Genomic DNA, 18,159 nt, shown 5'->3' on the forward strand with positions numbered 1-18,159 from the left:
ATTTTCGGCAGCTGATTACCGGCATTAACAAAGTCGGCACCTTTCTGCGTCAACACCACGTTATTGTCGGACAGGCTGTAATAGCCATCCCCATTGGTCCCGGCAGTGAAGCTGATCGTCAGGCCTTCCCGTGGCGTCTCTTCGTCTTTGGCAACAAAAGTGCCCGCAACAGTACCCGCCGCCGCCGTTTCTTCAACAATGGTGTTAGCCGTGATTTCAATCACCGGCACATCGTTGACCAAGGTCACGGTCGGCTGGCCAGCTGCGTTGGAGTTGAGGCCTTCGGGGTCGGTAACAGTCAGGTCGATTTTCGGCAGTTGATTGCCGGCGTTGACGAAGTCAGCGCCTTTCTGCGTCAGTACAACGGTGTTGTCGACGATGGCGTAGTAGCCATCTTTGTTGTTGTCGCCCGTGAACGTGACCGTCAGTTGGCCAGCCGGCGTTTCTGCATCGCTGATAACAAACGTACCCGCCACGCTGCCTGCGACGGCGGTGTTTTCGACCAGGGTCGTGCCCGTCACGTCGATCACCGGTGCATCGTTGACCGGCGTGATTGTGATCGTCAGCGTGCTGCTCGATCCGGTATTGGTGGTGTAACCGATCTGCGGCACTTCGCCGCTGTAATCCTTGACCGGGGTGAACACGTACGCGCCATCAGCACCGATGGTGATGGAACCGATACCTTCGATGTCAGCCGTCTGGCCCGCGTTGTAGGTCGTGTTGCCCACTTGGAAGGTGGCGACAGCCAGCACGTTATCGATGTCGCTGTCGTTGCTCAGCACGTTGCCGGTAGCTACGTTATCTTCGGCGATGGTGTTGGTATCTGCGACCAAGACGCTTGGATCATCCACGGCAACCACAGTGGAAGTGGCTGGCGCGGGATTGATTGCGAGGTTTTCGTAGTTACCGCCGGTCGCCTCGGTGATCGTGACGCTGACGGCCAGGTCCTTGCCATCTGCCAGGTTGGCAGGTGTGTCGGCTGTGACCGTGCCGGTGGTTTTACCGGCCTCGATGGTGATGCTCAGGTCGTTGGACAGCTTGATCACAACGTCGGTCTGCGCCGCGTTGGTCACGGTCGCGGTGTAGACGATCTGGCCGCCTTCATTCACCGAAGGGGTTGCGGTCAGGGTGACGGTGGTGGTGTCGATGGTGTCCGCAATCTGCGTGACCGCTGGCGCCGGGTCGGTGGTGATGATCAGGTTGCCGCCGCCGGAGGTGCCGGCGATGGTGGCGGAGATCGATGAGGCGTCCAGGTAAGGCGTGTCATTGCCGGCGAAGGTGACGTTCAGCACGCCCGAGGTCTGGCCAGCGGCGATCACAACGGAGAGGCCGTTGGACAAGGTAACGGTCAGGTCGCTGGTCGGTGCCTGGGTGATGAATACGGTGTAAACCACGACGCCACCGGCTTCGGTGATGCTCGGCGTGGCGGTCAGGGTGATGGTGACGTTGCGCGGGTCGACGCCGTTATTGTCGGCGCCGGTTTGGGTAGTGCCTACGGCGTCACCGGCATTCAAGCCGGTCGTGGGGTAGCCGATGGTCGGGTCGACCACGCCTGCGGTGGCTTCCAGCACAACAAAGCTGTGGCCACCCCCTACGGCGCCGTCTGCGCCTGCGGCGGCCGGGCCGGCAGCGGTGGCTTCGAGGTCTTGGGTCGGGTCGGCGCCGGCAGCGATGGCTTGCTGCAGTTCGGCAACGGACGGTGCGGCTTGCGCAGTGGCGGCGCTCAGGTCGGTGACAGAATCAGGAGCGTTTGCGCTCCACTGAGTGTCGCGACCCAAATCGATGGTCCGGCCGTCGGCCAGTTCCAGCGACACAGCGCCCGATGCGCCGGTATCGACTTGCTCACCCGCGAACAGGCGATCCCCTTCTACAAGCAGGCGACGAATCCCTTCCGGGGAAACCGCGAACACTTGACCGACAATGCTTTTGACGACCGCAACGCTGCTCATAAAAGACTCTCCGTGTATTACCGTTCAGGGGGTATCCATCAAGGAGACCGGCCCTCTCGCTGGTGCCGATTCAATAGCTGGAGTACTTAATTGCTTTGATAAAACTTTGGCGTCAATATTTTGTTGTCTCGTCAGGAAAATTACTTTTCCGTCAAGGTATTGACCTATTGGGCGCCATCCTAAACAATCCGCCCGGTAATGTCACATTGATATTTATGCGGCCTCGCGACTTTCTGTTTGCGCCCTCCGGCGCCCTAGAAAAACGGGCATTTCGAGTTGCCACTCCAATGCAATATTCCAAGTTTGTTGCGGTTTTCAGGCAACCAATCCCCGGGGAAACATCAGAATGCGTTTGCACCTTCTTAAAGCTGTGCCTTTTGCTCTAGCCGCCAGTTTCGTCCAGGCTCAGACCCTGCCCGAAGCCATGCAAGATGCTGTGAAAAACCACCCGGAGATCCAGGCCGCAATCAATGCGCGCATTGCCGCTGACTATCAGGTCCGAGAGGCCCAGGGTGGTTACCTGCCTAAAGTCGACCTGCTGGGTGGCTATGGCCGCGAAAGCTCGGACAACACTTCGACCCGTGCCGCCAGCAACAGCCACGACTGGAAAACCCTGAACCGCGGCGAGTCGACCATCCGCCTGCAACAAAATTTGTTCCAGGGTTTTGGCACCATCAATGAAGTCGGCCGCCAACAAGCCACCGCCAATTCCCGCGGGTATGCGCTGCTCAATACTTCCGAGCGCACCGCGCTGACCGTGGCCCAGGTGTATCTGGATGTCTTGACCCGTCGCGAGATGGTGCAACTGGCAGAAGACAACCTGAAGAGCCACGAACGCATTTTTGACCAGATCAAGCTGCGCACCAGCCGTGGCGTCGGAAGAATGGCGGACATGGACCAGGCCGAAGCCCGACTGGCTCAGGCGCAGAACAACCTGATCACCGAGCAGACCAACCTGGCTGACGCCAACACCAACTTCCTCAGCGTTGTCGGCAAAGAGCCTGATCAGCTGGAACGGCCAATGGGCATCGTGACCGCCCTGCCCGCCAGCCTGGATGAAGCACGCCGCGCAATGATTGCCGACAGCCCGGTACTGCGCTCGGCCGAATCGGACATCGCCGCTGCCGAGAAGCAGTACGAAGCCGCCAAGTCGACCTTCTACCCGCGTTTTGATGCGGTGCTGCAACGTTCGGCCAACAACAACATCGGCGGCGAAGAAGGCCATGACAATGGCTACTCCGCGATGCTGAACATGCAGTTCAACCTGTACAACGGCGGCAGCGACAAGGCCAGCCTGCAGTCCAAGGCTTCCCAAGCCACCCAGGCGCTGGATATCCGCAACAACGCCCTGCGTCAGCTGAACGAAGAACTGGGCCTGGCGTGGAACGCTTACAACAATGCCAGCCAGCAAGTGCCCATCGCTCAGCAGTACGTCGACCGCAGCACCAAGGTGCGCACCTCGTACCAGCAGCAGTTCAGCCTCGGTGAGCGTACACTGCTCGACTTGCTCGACAGCGAGAACGAACTGTTCACCGCTCAGCAGCGTCTGGCACAGATCAAAAGCCTCTACGTTTACACCCAGTACCGTATCAAGGCTGACATGGGCCAACTGCTGAGAAGCCAGGGCGTCGTTGCTCCGATGGCATCAGTTGTGCAAAACGATATTAAACCGTCGGTAAACCTGCCAGGGATGAACTGATTCTTGACGGCGTTGGACCACACAACCGTTTAAGAGAGAGTCAGCTTGGATTCTGAAATAGGTTTGGCGCCACTTCACCATGACCCCCGCGCTCAGCATGACGACCCATTGCTAGATGGGTTGTTGGCTCTCTGCTCGCTGCATTACAAGCCTGCCAGCCGGGCCATGCTGACCACCGGCCTGCCCTTGGCGGGGCAGCGCCTGAGCCCCGACTTGCTGCCGCGCGCAGCAGCCCGGGCGGGTTTGCAGGGGCGTTTGCTGCAGCGCAAGCTGGAGCAGATCCCGTCCATCGCATTGCCGGCCTTGCTGCTATTAAAGGAAGGACGCAGTGCGGTGCTGTTGGGATGGGAAGGTGATACCGCCCGCCTGCTGCTCAGCGAAAGCGACGGCGGCGAAGTCCAGGTCACCCGCGAGGCGCTGACTCAGGATTACAGCGGTCGAGTGTTCTTCGCCCAACCCCAGCATAAATTTGACGTCACCAGCGGCACGCTGATCCCCCGCGCACGCTCGTGGTTCAAAGACACCCTCAAACGCTCCCGCTGGCTGTATGCCGATGCCATCGCCGCGAGCCTGGTGATCAACCTGATCGCCCTGGCTGCGCCGTTGTTTGTCATGAACGTGTACGACCGCGTGGTGCCGAACCAGGCCACCGCCACCCTGTGGGTGCTGGCCATCGGTATTTGTGGCGCCTACCTGTTCGATCTGCTGCTCAAGATGATGCGCAGCCTGTGCCTGGACCTTGCGGGCAAGAAAACCGACCTGATCATCTCCGCGACGCTGTTCGAGCGCATCGTGGGCATGTCGATGAAAATGCGCCCGGCACGCGTCGGCAGCTACGCCTCCAACATCCACGAGTTTCAGGGGATGCGCGACTTCCTCACCTCCCTGACCCTCACCAGCCTGATCGATCTGCCCTTTACCCTGATCATCCTCGGCGTGATCGCGTTGCTTGGGGGCCACTTGGTGTGGATTCCCATCGTCGCCTTCCCGCTCGCCCTGGGCATCGGCCACTTCCTGCAAAAACCGCTGACGACCACCCTTGAGCGCACCATGGCCCTGGGTGCCGAGCGTCAGTCGAGCCTGATCGAGACCCTCGCCGGGCTGGACGCGGTGAAGGTCAACAACGCCGAAAGCGAACGCCAGTACCAGTGGGAACAAACCATTGGCACCCTCAGCCGCCTGGAACTGCGGGTCAAAGTGCTGTCCGGCCTGGCGATGAACATCACCTTGCTGATCCAGCAAGTGGCGGGCGTGGCGATGATTATCTTCGGCGTGTACCAGATCATCGACGGCACCCTCAGCATGGGCGGCCTGGTGGCGTGCTACATGCTCAGCGGTCGCGCACTCGGCCCGCTGGCCCAGCTGTCGGGCCTGCTGACGCGCTACCAGCAAGCCAAGGTAACGATGGTCTCGGTGGACCAGATGATGGAGCTGCCGCAAGAGCGCAACTTCGACGAACGCCCGCTCAGCCGCAAAACCCTGCAAGGCGCGATGACGTTCCGCGAGGTCGACTTCACTTACCCGAACCAGCAAAACCTGGCCCTGCGCGGCATCAACCTGACTGTCCGCCCTGGGGAAAAAATCGGCATCATCGGCCGCAGCGGCTCGGGCAAAAGCTCGCTGGCCAAGCTGCTGGTGGGCCTGTATCAACCGGACTCCGGCTCGTTGCTGGTGGACGGTGTCGACATCCGCCAGATCGACGTCAGCGAATTGCGCCACAACATCGGCTACGTCGCCCAGGACATCCAACTGCTGGCCGGCACCTTGCGAGACAACCTGGTCTCGGGCGCCCGCTACGTGGACGACGAGATGGTGCTGCAAGCCGCAGAACTCGCCGGCGTGCATGAATTCGCCAGGCTGCACCCACAAGGATACGAGCTGCAAGTGGGCGAGCGCGGGCAGAACCTCTCCGGCGGTCAACGCCAGAACGTCGCCCTGGCCCGTGCGCTGCTGCTGAACCCGCCAATCCTGTTGCTGGACGAACCGACCAGCGCCATGGACAACACCGGTGAAGAGCGCCTCAAGCAGCGCTTGCAGTCGGTGATCGAAAACAAGACGGTGATTCTCGTCACCCACCGTGCTTCGCTGTTGAGCCTGGTCGATCGCCTGCTGGTGATCGACCGTGGCCAGATCCTCGCAGACGGTCCAAAAGCGGCCGTTATGGAAGCGCTGAAAAAGGGGCAGATCAGTGTTGCTTAAGTCCGGCCCAGGCCGTTGGAAAGACGTCATCTTCCGCTACTTCAAGGGCAGCGCCTCGCTCGACGGTCAGCCACTGCCCGAAGTCGAAAAGGCACTGATCGACGACGCACCCCGCATCGTGCGCCTGACCATTTGGGCCGTGATCGGCTTCTTCGTATTCCTGGTCCTGTGGGCGCACTTCGCGATCATCGACGAAGTGACCAAGGGCGAAGGCAAGGCAATCCCCTCGTCGCGCATCCAGAAGATCCAGAACCTGGAGGGCGGCATCGTCGCCCAGATCTACGTGCACGAAGGCCAGATCGTCGAAGCCGGCGCGCCGCTGATCCGGCTGGATGACACCCGATTTGCCTCCAACGTCGGCGAAACCGAAGCCGACCGCGTGGCCATGGAACTGCGCGTGGAGCGTCTCAGCGCGGAAGTCGACAACCGCCCACTGAACATCACCGATGCCGCACGCAAAGCCGTGCCCAACCAGGCCTCGAACGAAGAATCGCTGTACCTCAGCCGCCGCCAGCAACTGGCAGACGAGATTGGCGGGCTGCAACAACAACTGCTGCAACGCCAGCAAGAGTTGCGCGAGTTCAGCTCCAAGCAGGAGCAGTACCGCAACAGCCTGAACCTGCTGCGCCAGGAGATCGGCATGTCCGAACCCCTGGTACAACAAGGCGCCATCTCACCGGTCGAAGTGTTGCGCCTCAAACGCTCGGAAGTTGAAACCCGCGGCATGCTCGACGGCACCACCCTGGCCATCCCCCGCGCCCAGGCCGCCATCAACGAAGTGCAGCGCAAAGTCGACGAAACCCGCGGCAAATTCCGCAGCGAAGCCCTGGCCCAGCTGAACGAAGCCCGCACCAACCTGAGCAAGGCCCAAGCCACGTCCAAAGGCCTGGAAGACCGCGTCAGCCGCACCATGGTCACCTCCCCCGTGCGCGGCATCGTCAAGCAGATGCTGGTCAACACCGTCGGCGGCGTGATCCAGCCCGGCAGCGACATGGCCGAAGTCGTCCCACTGGACGACACCCTGCTGGTCGAAGCAAAAATCCGCCCACAAGACATCGCCTTCCTGCACCCCGGCCAGGAAGCCATGATCAAATTCACCGCCTACGACTACACCATCTACGGCGGCCTCAAAGGCAAACTCGAAACCATCGGCGCCGACACCGTGATGGATGAAGAGAAGAAAAACACCTTCTACATCATCAAACTGCGCACCGACCGCAGCCACCTGGGCACCGATGAGAAGCCGCTGCTGATCATCCCCGGCATGGTGGCCTCGGTGGACATCATCACCGGCAAGAAGAGCATCCTGAGCTACCTGCTCAAACCCATCATCAAATCCCGTGCAGAAGCGATGCACGAGCGTTGATTCTGGACGGGTGAGGCGGATAAATGAGGGGAGATTTGCGAAAACTTGGGTTTTCGCAAAAATAGTCAGATTTCAGGGGTTTACAGAACCTTTTCAGTCGCTATAATCGTCGCCCTAACACGCCGGTATAGCTCAGTTGGTAGAGCAACTGACTTGTAATCAGTAGGTCCCGGGTTCGACTCCTGGTGCCGGCACCACACAAGGTTCCAGAGAAGGCTTTCAAAATCTCTGGAACCCCCGAAAACCCGCCTTCTGGCGGGTTTTTTCGTTTTGGCGTTCCATCGGTTTCCGTCAGAAACTGGTGGATTCCAACCGTTTTAAGGGTAGAGTTTGGGATACAGGTCACTTCGATAAAAGGGAGTACCCTTATGTCGCGCACCACAGCTCCGCTCTCCGACGCAGCTTGCCGCTTGGCAAAACCTACAGACCGCGCCTACAAGCTTTTCGACGGCGATGGCCTCTACCTCCTAGTCCAACCCAATGGCCGCAAAGGCTGGCGGCTCCGTTACGTCAAACCTGACGGACGGGAAGGACTGACCTCGTTCGGCAACTATCCCGTCATTGGCCTCGCCGATGCGCGCCGCAAGCGCTTGGAGGTAAAGCGAATGCTGGCGGATGGCATTGATCCCATAGAGACCAAGCACCAAGCCAAGGCGGAAGCCGTGATCAAAGGCAGAACCTTTGAAAGCGTTGCGCTGGACTGGCACACGGAAATGTCGGCCAAGTGGGCACCAGGCCACTCCAAGACTGTGATGAGCCGCCTCAAAACCCACGTGTTCCCGCTGATCGGCGCCCGCGCCATTGTTGATCTCGACACCCATGACCTCACGCAGCCCTTGGAAGCGATCAAGAAGCGCGGAACGATCGACGTTGCTTTAAGGGTACAAAACTACCTGCAGAGCATCATGCGCGAGGCAAAGCGCCTCCGGCTTATCACCATAAACCCTGCTTACGACCTCGAAGGCTCGATCAAGGCCCCGCGGGTGGTGCATCGCCCCGCTCTACCCTTATCGCGACTGCCGGAACTGCAGGAGCGGATCGACACCTATAAAGGCCGGGCACTTACCCGTCTGACGGTGATGCTGTCGCTGCATGTGTTTGTACGATCCAGCGAGCTGCGTTTCGCACGCTGGAGCGAGTTCGACCTCAAGCGCGGCACCTGGGAGATACCGGACACTCGACCCGCGCTGGAAGGAGTACCCTTTTCCACAAGGGGTACGAAGATGGCAGGGGATATCCATTTAGTACCCTTATCGCCGCAAGCAGTGGCGCTACTCGAAAAAATCCATGCACTCACAGGCAAATTCGCATTGGTCTTCGCAGGGGATGCCAAACCCTGGAAGCCCATGTCCGAAAATACCGTGAACAACGCGCTTCGGACGATGGGATACGACACCAAAACCGATATCTGCGGGCATGGATTTCGTTCGATGGCCTGTAGCGCACTGATCGAGTCAGGATTGTGGTCGGAGACAGCTATTGAACGGCAGATGAGCCACAAGGAGCGCAACAACGTCCGCGCCGCTTACATCCACAAGGCCGAGTTCATCGAGGAGCGCAGGCTGATCATGAACTGGTGGAGCCGGTACCTGGAGGCCAACCTGCAGGAGCATGTCACTCCACACGAATTCGCGAACCAGACCGGACCGAACGTCACTCGCTTAAAAGCAAAACGTGGCGCAACTGAGTAAGCGCTCGGTCTTTATATCTCAGTGATCCGCTTGTCCACGCGGGTCCATCCAAACAGGGCTGCAAAGCCGCCCTGCTTGGATGGACCTCACTTAAAAAATCTAAAGCCCATACAGCTGTCTGTGGAAAACCACTGATTTCCACCGGTGGATAATTTCATCCACAGCCGCAGAACTCCCGAAAATTGGAGTCTTGACCCGAATTATCCACAGGCGTAGAAAAGATCGGGCAAAGCGCTGTCGCCGACAGCAACCCAGGTAGCCAGAACCTTTAAGGCTACGCCACACGGTGGTGGTTCTCCCAAAGTGCGATTAGCGTCCGGCGGCTCGCACGGTCACAGCGATGTGATGGATGCCTACTTTTACCAGTGTGCCCACTGCGGCAACTCATACCCTTTGATAGCTGCCCTGCAGCAACCTATCCGCTTGGCCATTTCCTTGCGCCAACCTGCGCCCGTCTCTTTCTTCCGGAAAGAGACGGGCGCTCCTACCGCTGCTGCAGCCCAACTCGTACGAGGCTTTGCGGCATTCCCCCTCGTGACAATCGGCGTGACAAACACCGAAGTCACCAGCAACAGCGATGCAGATGATGGTGCCGCAGCCCACGGAATGGACTGCACCTGACTGACAGTCAGGCATGCCCCGGTCATCGCATCCCTGCCTTCACCTGACTCAGGATCTCGCGGCACCGGTTTCGTCAGCCACTGCAGCCTCCACCCGCCCACCTCTTCGGAGGTGCTCAGGAGGCCAGATCATGAGATGCCCAAGCTCCCGGTCGTAAGGAGCCGTCAGTCCCGCGTTAGTGGATAACCCTCACAGGTCGCAGGGGCCTTGATCCCTGATAACACTCAACATTCTTGGCGGGATGACGTGGGGGAAGGTTTCAACGGTTTGGCTTCGAGAGGAGTTTGATGATGGCACTGGTGGGCAAGCGAGATGGCCGCAATTTTGGTTATGGCCGGCAACTGAGCTATGCCGGACCGCAGGCATTGCGGGACATGTTTGGCGGCGGGCATTACGGCACGGCCAAAGCGCACAGTGATCGCTGGCAGGCATTTGTACACTGGTGTCGATCGGAGACTGGACCAGGGTTTAACGATGCGCGGCAGATTGATCGGCAGACCTTGCTGGACTACGCCGGGTATCTCCGGCAGCAAGTTGAACATGGTGAGATTGCCATCGCGACTGCGCAAAACCGGTTGTCCAGCGTCAACCGAACCCTCGCAGCTCTTCGCGGTGATCAGTATGTGAAAGTGCCGAGCCCGAGTAAGGCTTTGAGGATGCAGCGCACCGCCGTTCGCACGACAATTCCCCAAGGCCAAAATCGCAAGCAAGTAATGCGCATTGTCGATGCGCTCCACGAACAGCATCCCCGCGCCGCGGCCATCGCACAGCTGGCACGCGCCACCGGCATGCGCTTACGCGAGGCGATTTTGGCCGACCTTCCTCGGCTGCAACGGGAAGCCGAACAACTCGGGAGGATCAACATCCAGGACGGCACCAAAGGTGGCCGCAGCGGTGCGTCAGCACCTCGTTGGATTTCCGTGGATGACCAGGTTCGCGAAGCACTCAGCTATGCAGAACTGGTCTCCCCAGAGGGTAGCCACAATCTACTTGCACCGAACGAGAGCTACCTGGATTTCCAACAGCGAATCGTCCGCCCTGCTCGGGATTTCCTCCATGCACACAACGTCAAAGGCTTCCATGAGTTAAGGGCGGCCTATGCGTGCGAGCGATATGAACAGATCACCCAACATCTAGCCCCGATCAATGACGGCGGGGCCGGCCGCTTCGATCCACGACTAGACCGAAAGGCACGCACACAAATCAGCTATGAACTCGGACACAGTCGTATAGACGTTGTATCAGCGTACATCGGGGGTCAAAAATGAGCAGGCAGTTCGACTTTGAGGTGTTTCTGATAGCGGTGCTTAAGGGGTCGCATGCCACACGTCAACGCCATCTTCGCCAATCAAAACGTATCCAGAAGGCGATAGAGGATCGCTGGAAGCGAGACAATCCTTGGAGTTGGCGGCAGAAACACCTCGCTTGGTTTATGAACTCTTATCTGCTGAATCATGGTGCACAAACGCGATACTACTATCTGCTGACAATACGCTTGATTGCTCTGCGGCTGGGCAAGGAGTGGCATTTTCCACAAGCGCCAAACGCGGTTCGAACCATCGCAAGCGATTCTCCGCCATCAATCGCATGAAGAGTCAAAAGCTATCTAGAATACGTTCTCAGACACGGTCAAACCCTGTAAAGTCGCTCTCCGAGCGCCCAACGAAGCAGTACCAATGGAATCTAGAACCTCTGACCATCTCGGTCGATACTACACCCGAGAGACAGTCGCCTCGCTTCTGATCAGCTCCATGAAGCTGGCTACACCTGGGACTGTCATTGACTTAGGTGCAGGTGATGGTGCGCTGGTAACTGAAGCCGCGAATCAGTGGGCAGCAGAACGCTATCTCACCGTAGATATTGACGAGCAAGCCGATAGCGGCCGCCTTCCGACGCTTCGCGGACCGTCTTTTGTTCATTTTACAGGTGATGCACTCGACCTGAGATTGGGCGATCGAATAGGGCTCGGCTGGTCGCAAGCCTGTGCTGCCGTGTGTAATCCACCCTATATTCGCCCTATCTGGCAGGAACATTTCGGCAATATTCTTGAAGAAGTCGGCCTTAGCCATGTCCTTCCAGAAGCAAAAAATGCACCCGCTGGAATACTATTTGTGGCACAAAACCTGCGCCTTCTTAAGAGCGGGGGCAAGCTCGGACTAATACTTCCAGACGGTTTAATTACTGGTGAAAGGTTTGAACGGTTTCGGCGCGCGCTAATTGAAAACCATTCACTAGAACAAATTATTGAGCTGCCACGAAATATTTTTCGTAAGACGGAAGCTCAAACACACATTGTTATACTTTCAAAAAACGGGACGCAAAAATCGACTGTAACAAGTAGGAAGCTCGAACTGAGTGGCGTTCTCTCTGAGGCGTTAAATATACCATCTGACGAGGCCATCTCGCGGATCGACTATAGCCATCACGTCCAAAACAAAGCTAAAAAAACAAGAAAGAAGATTAGACGAAAGTTAAGTGAATTAATTTCTTCAGTTTCTAGGGGTAGCCATAGCTCTAGCTCGAGAAAATCAGTAAACCTACCGATCTTTCACATTACAGACTTGGCAGATTACGAGTCCGATATTTCACCTAGGTTTTTAGTATCACAGTCTGATGCGGAAGCTTTGGGCGGTAGCTATGCACGTGAGGGCGATATACTTGTCGCGCGTGTGGGGCGGAATTTAAGCCGAAAGGTAGTTCTTGTAAAAAAAGGCCCAATACTTATCACTGATTGTTTCTTTGCTCTAACTCCCAATGCAGCTTCCGATGAAGTATTACGGCTACTAACGAGCGACTCAGGCCGCGCTCAGCTTGATAAAATCTCTCAGGGAGTAGGCGCCCGATTTATAACTGCTGCCCGACTTCTAGATTTAGAACTGGATTAAGAATTACGGATGACTACTAATAATCTCGAAAGCGTATTACAGCAGCGGGCAGACTACATCCCGATCGAAGACTTGCTCAAAGAGACCTCCCAAACAGGCGATCTTTTCCAGTCCGTGCACAAGGAGCTTACCAATCGCGCGCTGCGTACGATTGTTGGTCCAAGAGGATGCGGAAAAACGCACATGATGCGCTATGCCTGGCTCAGCTGCCGAGATAACATTAAAAATCCTTTTGCCGTTTATGTTACCTTCAACAGGTACTTTAGACTAGAGCCATTACTTTCTACACACTCCAATGCCCTACATCAGTTCCATTCTTGGGTTTTGGCTAGAATTGTTCTAGCTTTATTCGACAGCTTAACTGAGTGGGAAGAGTCTCAAAAAGTTTATTCTACACTATCAAGCGAAGCTCCGATTGACGCAATCAAAACATACGTCAACCGAGTAGAGAGAAATCTACCTCTGGACGAAAAAAACTCTGAGATCGCCGCAAGCCTGACAATAGAAACAGTGCAATCTTTGATTTCTAACGCTCGACGACTTCTCGGAAGAAAGTACACGATCCTTCTTATGGATGACGCGGCGCTTACCTTAGCTCCGGATTTCTTGATTGAGTTCCTTGACATTGTTAGGTCGCTGAAATCTATTGATCTGGCCCCGAAAGCATCCGTATACCCCGGAACTACTGAGGTCAGTTATAAATTCCATGAAGGCCAAGACTCAATATCTATACCAGTGTGGCTCTGTGTCGAAGATCCAAATTACAATGAGATAATGGACGACATTGCACGGGCTCGCGTACCTGATTTCCAAACCATCAATGTGTCACACACAGAAATGCTTCGCTTTGCGGCGTTTGGCATCCCTCGTGCTTACCTAACAATGCTAGAGGAGTATCGACGGGGAGGGTTTCGTTCTAGCCAGCAAGCGGTCAATCAGATTATCCAAGAGCATCTTGACGCGCGAAACGCTGAATTCAGATCTTTGGGCAAAAAAGTGCCAAAAATCGAATCACTCGTAATCGCTGGCGAGCAAGTTTTAAACGGCATCGTGGCGGAGCTTAAATCCTTTAATGCGACCATCGCGCCCAAAAAATTTAAACAGCTTACATACGGTGTCGCCGAGTCAGAAATGACCGCCATTGTAGAGCGCATGTTCAACCTCTTAGTTGAGGCAGGACTGATTTATGACAATGGTACAGTTAAACATGGCACACCCACTAGAATTTATCATCGATTCATTCCTCATACCGCTCACCTATTAACGGTACGGGCATTAGGTGGCAGTGGCGCGGGGGGCACGATTAATCAGACAGTCGAGGCTATCGCGTTTAAATCGGCCAAACACCCCGTACGAAAAAGCTTAAAGAGAGTTGTAAACACTGTCGACCTTGATGGGCTCACGCTATCCCTGCCGAAATGCAGCTCGTGCGGTACTCGTCGCCTAACCGATAACCAGCGCTTCTGCCACAGTTGCGGACAGCAACTGGTTGATGCGTCCACATTCTCATTGTGCCTTGAAACTTTTATCTCCGATGTTCCAGGACTTACAACTTGGCAGCGAGACCAAATCTCCCAGCATTTACCTTTATTGAAAACACTTCGCGACTTTCTGGCAAAGCAAGACCCAGCAGCAGATTTGCTAACGGTAAGGGGCTTCGGTCGTCGTAGAACGGCAAAGATCGTAGACGTTCTTAATGGCTTCGCAGACGACTTTCTATCCTAATTATGACAATTAAAGTTACGGAAAACGATTTTGCAAACTTGGTGGCCGTAAGGCCTCTGATAGGTGCAATCCAAACTGGTACACTTTTTGACGTCTCTCACGACGACTCTGACGTATCACCCATTGATCAGTTCATCGAAAACACCCTAAGACTGAATCGAATGTGGGTGGCCCGGCAAGCAGACGAAGTGATTGAAACAGAGCTAGGTATTCTTTTAATACTTGGATACGTATCTGCCGTCGAAAGTTTTATGCGCGCGCTCCTGCGCAGAGTTGTCTTCATAGACCCTTATTGCCAAAAAGCTTGCGAGAAAGCTGTATTATCTTACGGCGCTGCAAAACATCAAAGGCAAGAAATGCTTCCAGAAGCGCTGCTTGAAGAGTCAGTATTTTCTGGAAAAAAAGGCATAATAGATGGCCTCAAGAAATTTTTGACTTTTGACTTGAAAGACAAAGCTCTAGTTGAACTACTCAACAATTACAATTCCGTCTGTGAAATACGTCATTGCTGCGTACATCGATTTGGAAAGCTGGGAACGAAAAACGCAATCGAACTCGGCCTTTCAAACCATAAGCAATTTATTGAAAAGCCTTTGAAGCTAAAAGTAAGTGACGCCGCCAGCATCGCGGACTTACTGACTACTCTAGCAAAATCATTAAACAATGAAATATTTAGATTTATACTAGAACGCACCGCTACAGGAACTGAGTTGAATATAGGCAACGGGAAAGGTATTGGCTGGACCTGGAACAAAGCAAAAGATCGAAAGATGTACGGCTCCTACTATAAAATATTTGCTTCCCGACTAGATGCTGCACCGACAGTTGAAGCTGGCGAACTGTATGATCGATTTCGGAGTATTTTTTCAAAGGTTAAAATAAAGTAAAAACTAGATAGCCTGCCTGCCCTGCGAGGAAGTTGCGCGCAAGGATAAGGATAGCAATAGAGGTAGGCTTATTTTTTTAGATAAAAAAACCACTCAAAAACAATAAGTTAATAGATTTTTCGACTCTTGTGCCGCACCATATAAGACCAAGCCCCTGCAAAAATGCAGAGGCTTCGTTGTTTCTGGGATATTCATCCTCGATCAGCCCCTTCCGCTTCACCTCCCGACCTGTTGAATCAAACCTTTTCGCGCCAAAACTCCAGATTCCATCCTTTATGCCGAATTATGTATTGCCAATAATTATGGCCTACCCATAAAACAAATAACGGCATCCCGCCATGTCGTAACCCTTCAGGAAACTGAAAAATCACCAATCTATTTTCCCGATTGCTCCTCACCGCTCACCACGCTAACCTCCACCATCGCTGCCAATTCAGCGACCGGGCCTGAGAACCCGACTTGATGCAGGCGCTAACCACGCCGCCCGTTCGCCCTGATAACGAACGTGGTAGCTCTCACTCGATACGGGAGTTCACCAATGACCGCTACACCTCCATCCGCGTTAACCACCCTCGGCGTCACCCCCTTCTCCTTTCACTCCGACCAACCTCTGTTCCGCGTCAACAGCGGTGTTTCCCTGCATGAAGCCTTGCACCATGTTTCCGATTTGCTCCACGTTGCCAAGCTGCTCGCCGAAGATGCGGCGATGACGAAGGAGACGGACCGCTATGCCTGGGCGTCGTATTATTTGCAGGAGATGAGCAAGGCGGTGATTGATGATGTGGTGACGGTGTTGGAGTCGCCTGGCAATACCGGGCTGTAAGTAGGACTGTGGTGAGCGGGCTTGCCTCGCTCACCACAGAGTTGTGGGCCAGTCTTCGAGCGTTGTGTAGCGACACAATCCCACAGAAGCGCGCCTCGGCTTGGGGCGCTTTTTTCGGTATAAACCTGAGCACCCTCTGCGTCGTGAACGGACTCCCATGAACGCCCTGAAACTGATCTGCCTCTTGGTCGTTTTCCCGCTGTTGCTGGCCGCCCTCGGTGGCTGGGAGCGTCAGCGTGCTGACGAAACCACCACAGCAATGATCGATTACAACATCACGGTGGAGATCGCCAAACAGCAACTCCAAGCGCTGGCGGCCACGGACCCGACGGCTAGCGTGGATCTGGTCGATGAAACAATCAGCGTGCAATTGGCCCTGTCCCGCCTGGAAAAAATCGAAACCGAACTGCCCACGGCCCATAAGATCAACCGCGTGCTACGTGCCCTGGCGCCGTGGGTCATCGGCCTGGGCCTGCTGGCGGCATTGATCGGTGTGGCCGCGCTGGCCAGCACTTACTGGGCCGGACGCCGTGCGCTGCAGTCGCGGGAAAGGTTGCTGCACGCGTTCGCCCTGGGCAGCCGTTTGTTGCCTTACGTATTGGTGAGCCATGTGGTGGCAATGGCGGCAGCGGTCGCGTTGGCGTTGAGCTACGAAGGGTTGGCGATGTGGCATATCGGCCGGCTGGGCAGTGGCGAGGTCAAGCTGATGGCGGTGCTGGGGGTGGTTGCGGCGTTTTGCTTGTACTCGATCTGGCAGTTGCTTAAACGGTTGCGTCACATGTTGGGGATGTTCATGCCCGAACCGCTTGAAATGTTTGGGCTGGCGGTGACATCGGAGCAGGCGCCGGGGTTGTGGCATCATGTGAACGAGCTGGCGGGCAAGCTCGGCGCGCTGCCGCCGGATCATATTGTGGCGAGCCTGGCTCAGGGCTTTTATGTGACGTCCAGCGCTGCCACTGTGCAACCGGCGAACACGGCGCTGCACGGGCGCACTTTGCATGTGCCACTGTTGTACCTGGGCCTGTTGAGCCACGAGGAAGTCGGCGCGGTGATCGGCCATGAGTTGGCGCACTTTGCTGGGCAAGACACGGATTACAGCCTGCGCTTTTTGCCGATCTACGATGGGGTCAATCGCAGCCTGGAAGCGCTGTTGAACACGATGCTGGCCAGCGATTTTATCCAGGGACGGCTGATGCGGCCGTCGTTTATGTTCGGTGTGTTTTTCATGCAGCGCTTTGATGACGCGGTGAACCACTGGAGCCGTGAGCGCGAATTGCTGGCGGATGCGGCCGGTGCGCGGCTGGTCGGCAATGCCGCGGCGGCGTCGGCGCTGTTGCGGGTGTCGGTGTTGCAGCCGCACGTTGAAGAGTCATTGCTGGCGTTGTGTGAAGCCGGGTCGGCAAAAGATCTGCCCGACGCCGTGCTCGCGTCCTTGCAAGAGTGCCCATTGCAACTGCCGCCCGAAGCCCTGGCGATTCATCAACCTCATCCAACCGACTCTCACCCGTCCAACGGCGAACGCCTGCAAGCGCTGAACGTGTCGCTGGACGATGCCCTGCGCAGCGCAACCCGCACGGTGGACAGCGACGCGGCGAATGCGCAGATCGATGCCTGCTTCAGCGCACCACGGGCACTGCGCGAGCAGTTGTCTGGCGATGTGATGGAAGTGGCAGTGTCGGAGAACGCCGAGCATACCCACCTGCTGGAAACCTTGGCAGCGTCGGCCGAAGGCGAGCGTGCATTGCATGAGGGCAGCGCATGGCGCGGCGCGTTGATGGCACTGTCGGGGCTGCCTTTTGTGCTGGGTGGGGTGTTTATCCTGAGCCGGGTCTGGCTCGCACCGGAGCGTTTGAAAGGCACGCCGTTGTCGGCGGTCGGCGCAGGTGCGTGCCTGGGTGTTATCGGGCTGGGCCTTTTGTGGCTGGGCATCCGTCGATTCAAACGTGCGCCGCAGACCGCGTTGCGCCTGACGCCTGAGCATTTTGTGTTCAATAACCTGGCGCAGCCGCTGCCCATCGAACATATCGAAGAAATCACGCTGCAATTCGTCCAGGGTATTTGGATTACGCTGCAATTGACGCCTGAGGCGCCCTTGCCTGCGACGCGCAAAGCAGCGTTCGGCGTCCCCGGTGTGCGCATCAACAAGAAGAAACGCCAGGTGCTGTTGCTGATGGCACAGCTTTGTATCGACAATAAAAAGATCGAGCCCTACGAGGGGCTGTCCTTGATGCTCGATTACAAAAACGCGGCGCTGGCCCGCAGGATTTTACAGAGCCGCGAGGACTGATCCGCGCCCATAAAAAAACCCCGAACC

General features: G+C 56.3%; 12 protein-coding genes and 1 tRNA gene. 12 read left to right on the top strand and 1 reads right to left on the bottom strand.

Annotated features, from left to right (window positions below; all coding sequences use genetic code 11):
• Nucleotides 1–1,949 (bottom strand): retention module-containing protein (locus tag IQK56_RS04705; protein WP_193901567.1); only part of this gene is annotated, 1,949 nt, incomplete at its 3' end.
• A 346-nt stretch (nt 1,950–2,295) separates the two neighbouring features.
• On the opposite strand from IQK56_RS04705, the gene IQK56_RS04710 reads away from it, so the two are divergent.
• From IQK56_RS04710 to IQK56_RS04765, 12 genes are all read left to right on the top strand, one after another.
• On the top strand, nt 2,296–3,648 hold the full coding sequence (locus IQK56_RS04710) for a TolC family outer membrane protein (protein ID WP_122310333.1): 1,353 nt from the start codon (nt 2,296–2,298) through the stop codon (nt 3,646–3,648).
• Between the two features lie 45 nt (nt 3,649–3,693).
• On the top strand, nt 3,694–5,847 hold the full coding sequence (locus IQK56_RS04715) for a type I secretion system permease/ATPase (RefSeq protein WP_150762218.1): 2,154 nt from the start codon (nt 3,694–3,696) through the stop codon (nt 5,845–5,847).
• Complete coding sequence (locus IQK56_RS04720) at nt 5,837–7,213, top strand: HlyD family type I secretion periplasmic adaptor subunit (protein ID WP_122310337.1); 1,377 nt, start codon at nt 5,837–5,839, stop codon at nt 7,211–7,213. Before IQK56_RS04715 ends, IQK56_RS04720 begins: the two co-directional genes overlap by 11 nt.
• A 121-nt stretch (nt 7,214–7,334) precedes the next feature.
• Nucleotides 7,335–7,410: transfer RNA gene (locus IQK56_RS04725), tRNA-Thr, on the top strand.
• Nucleotides 7,411–7,581: 171 nt separating this feature from the next.
• Nucleotides 7,582–8,904: a tyrosine-type recombinase/integrase gene (locus tag IQK56_RS04730; RefSeq protein ID WP_193901569.1), complete on the top strand. Its 1,323-nt coding sequence runs from the start codon at nt 7,582–7,584 to the stop codon at nt 8,902–8,904.
• 911 nt (nt 8,905–9,815) lie between these two features.
• The gene (locus IQK56_RS04735) at nt 9,816–10,793 is read left to right on the top strand and encodes an integrase domain-containing protein (protein WP_193901573.1); all 978 of its coding nucleotides are present in this window, start codon (nt 9,816–9,818) and stop codon (nt 10,791–10,793) included.
• Nucleotides 10,790–11,116 (top strand): hypothetical protein, encoded by a 327-nt coding sequence (locus IQK56_RS04740; protein WP_193862942.1) that lies wholly within the window; start codon nt 10,790–10,792, stop codon nt 11,114–11,116. The genes IQK56_RS04735 and IQK56_RS04740 overlap by 4 nt, the downstream gene beginning before the upstream one ends.
• A 160-nt stretch (nt 11,117–11,276) precedes the next feature.
• Nucleotides 11,277–12,410 (top strand): N-6 DNA methylase, encoded by a 1,134-nt coding sequence (locus IQK56_RS04745; protein WP_193862944.1) that lies wholly within the window; start codon nt 11,277–11,279, stop codon nt 12,408–12,410.
• 9 nt (nt 12,411–12,419) lie between these two features.
• The gene (locus tag IQK56_RS04750; protein WP_193901571.1) at nt 12,420–14,135 is read left to right on the top strand and encodes a zinc ribbon domain-containing protein; all 1,716 of its coding nucleotides are present in this window, start codon (nt 12,420–12,422) and stop codon (nt 14,133–14,135) included.
• Nucleotides 14,136–14,137: 2 nt separating this feature from the next.
• Nucleotides 14,138–15,022, top strand: coding sequence for a hypothetical protein (locus tag IQK56_RS04755; RefSeq protein WP_193862949.1), 885 nt, complete (start codon nt 14,138–14,140; stop codon nt 15,020–15,022).
• 538 nt (nt 15,023–15,560) lie between these two features.
• Nucleotides 15,561–15,845 (top strand): DUF3077 domain-containing protein, encoded by a 285-nt coding sequence (locus IQK56_RS04760; protein ID WP_193862951.1) that lies wholly within the window; start codon nt 15,561–15,563, stop codon nt 15,843–15,845.
• Nucleotides 15,846–16,002: 157 nt separating this feature from the next.
• Nucleotides 16,003–18,132: a M48 family metallopeptidase gene (locus tag IQK56_RS04765; RefSeq protein ID WP_193862953.1), complete on the top strand. Its 2,130-nt coding sequence runs from the start codon at nt 16,003–16,005 to the stop codon at nt 18,130–18,132.
• Nucleotides 18,133–18,159 lie beyond the last annotated feature (27 nt).

The sequence above is a fragment of the Pseudomonas cyclaminis genome, from assembly GCF_015163715.1.
Lineage (GTDB): Bacteria > Pseudomonadota > Gammaproteobacteria > Pseudomonadales > Pseudomonadaceae > Aquipseudomonas > Aquipseudomonas cyclaminis.

Coding starts and splice junctions, on each gene's coding strand:
- IQK56_RS04740 (WP_193862942.1), top strand. CDS start 10,790: ATGAGCAGGCAGTTCGACTTTGAGGTGTTTCTGATAGCGGTGCTTAAG.
- IQK56_RS04765 (WP_193862953.1), top strand. CDS start 16,003: ATGAACGCCCTGAAACTGATCTGCCTCTTGGTCGTTTTCCCGCTGTTG.
- IQK56_RS04730 (WP_193901569.1), top strand. CDS start 7,582: ATGTCGCGCACCACAGCTCCGCTCTCCGACGCAGCTTGCCGCTTGGCA.
- IQK56_RS04755 (WP_193862949.1), top strand. CDS start 14,138: ATGACAATTAAAGTTACGGAAAACGATTTTGCAAACTTGGTGGCCGTA.
- IQK56_RS04710 (WP_122310333.1), top strand. CDS start 2,296: ATGCGTTTGCACCTTCTTAAAGCTGTGCCTTTTGCTCTAGCCGCCAGT.
- IQK56_RS04760 (WP_193862951.1), top strand. CDS start 15,561: ATGACCGCTACACCTCCATCCGCGTTAACCACCCTCGGCGTCACCCCC.
- IQK56_RS04745 (WP_193862944.1), top strand. CDS start 11,277: ATGAAGCTGGCTACACCTGGGACTGTCATTGACTTAGGTGCAGGTGAT.
- IQK56_RS04750 (WP_193901571.1), top strand. CDS start 12,420: ATGACTACTAATAATCTCGAAAGCGTATTACAGCAGCGGGCAGACTAC.
- IQK56_RS04735 (WP_193901573.1), top strand. CDS start 9,816: ATGGCACTGGTGGGCAAGCGAGATGGCCGCAATTTTGGTTATGGCCGG.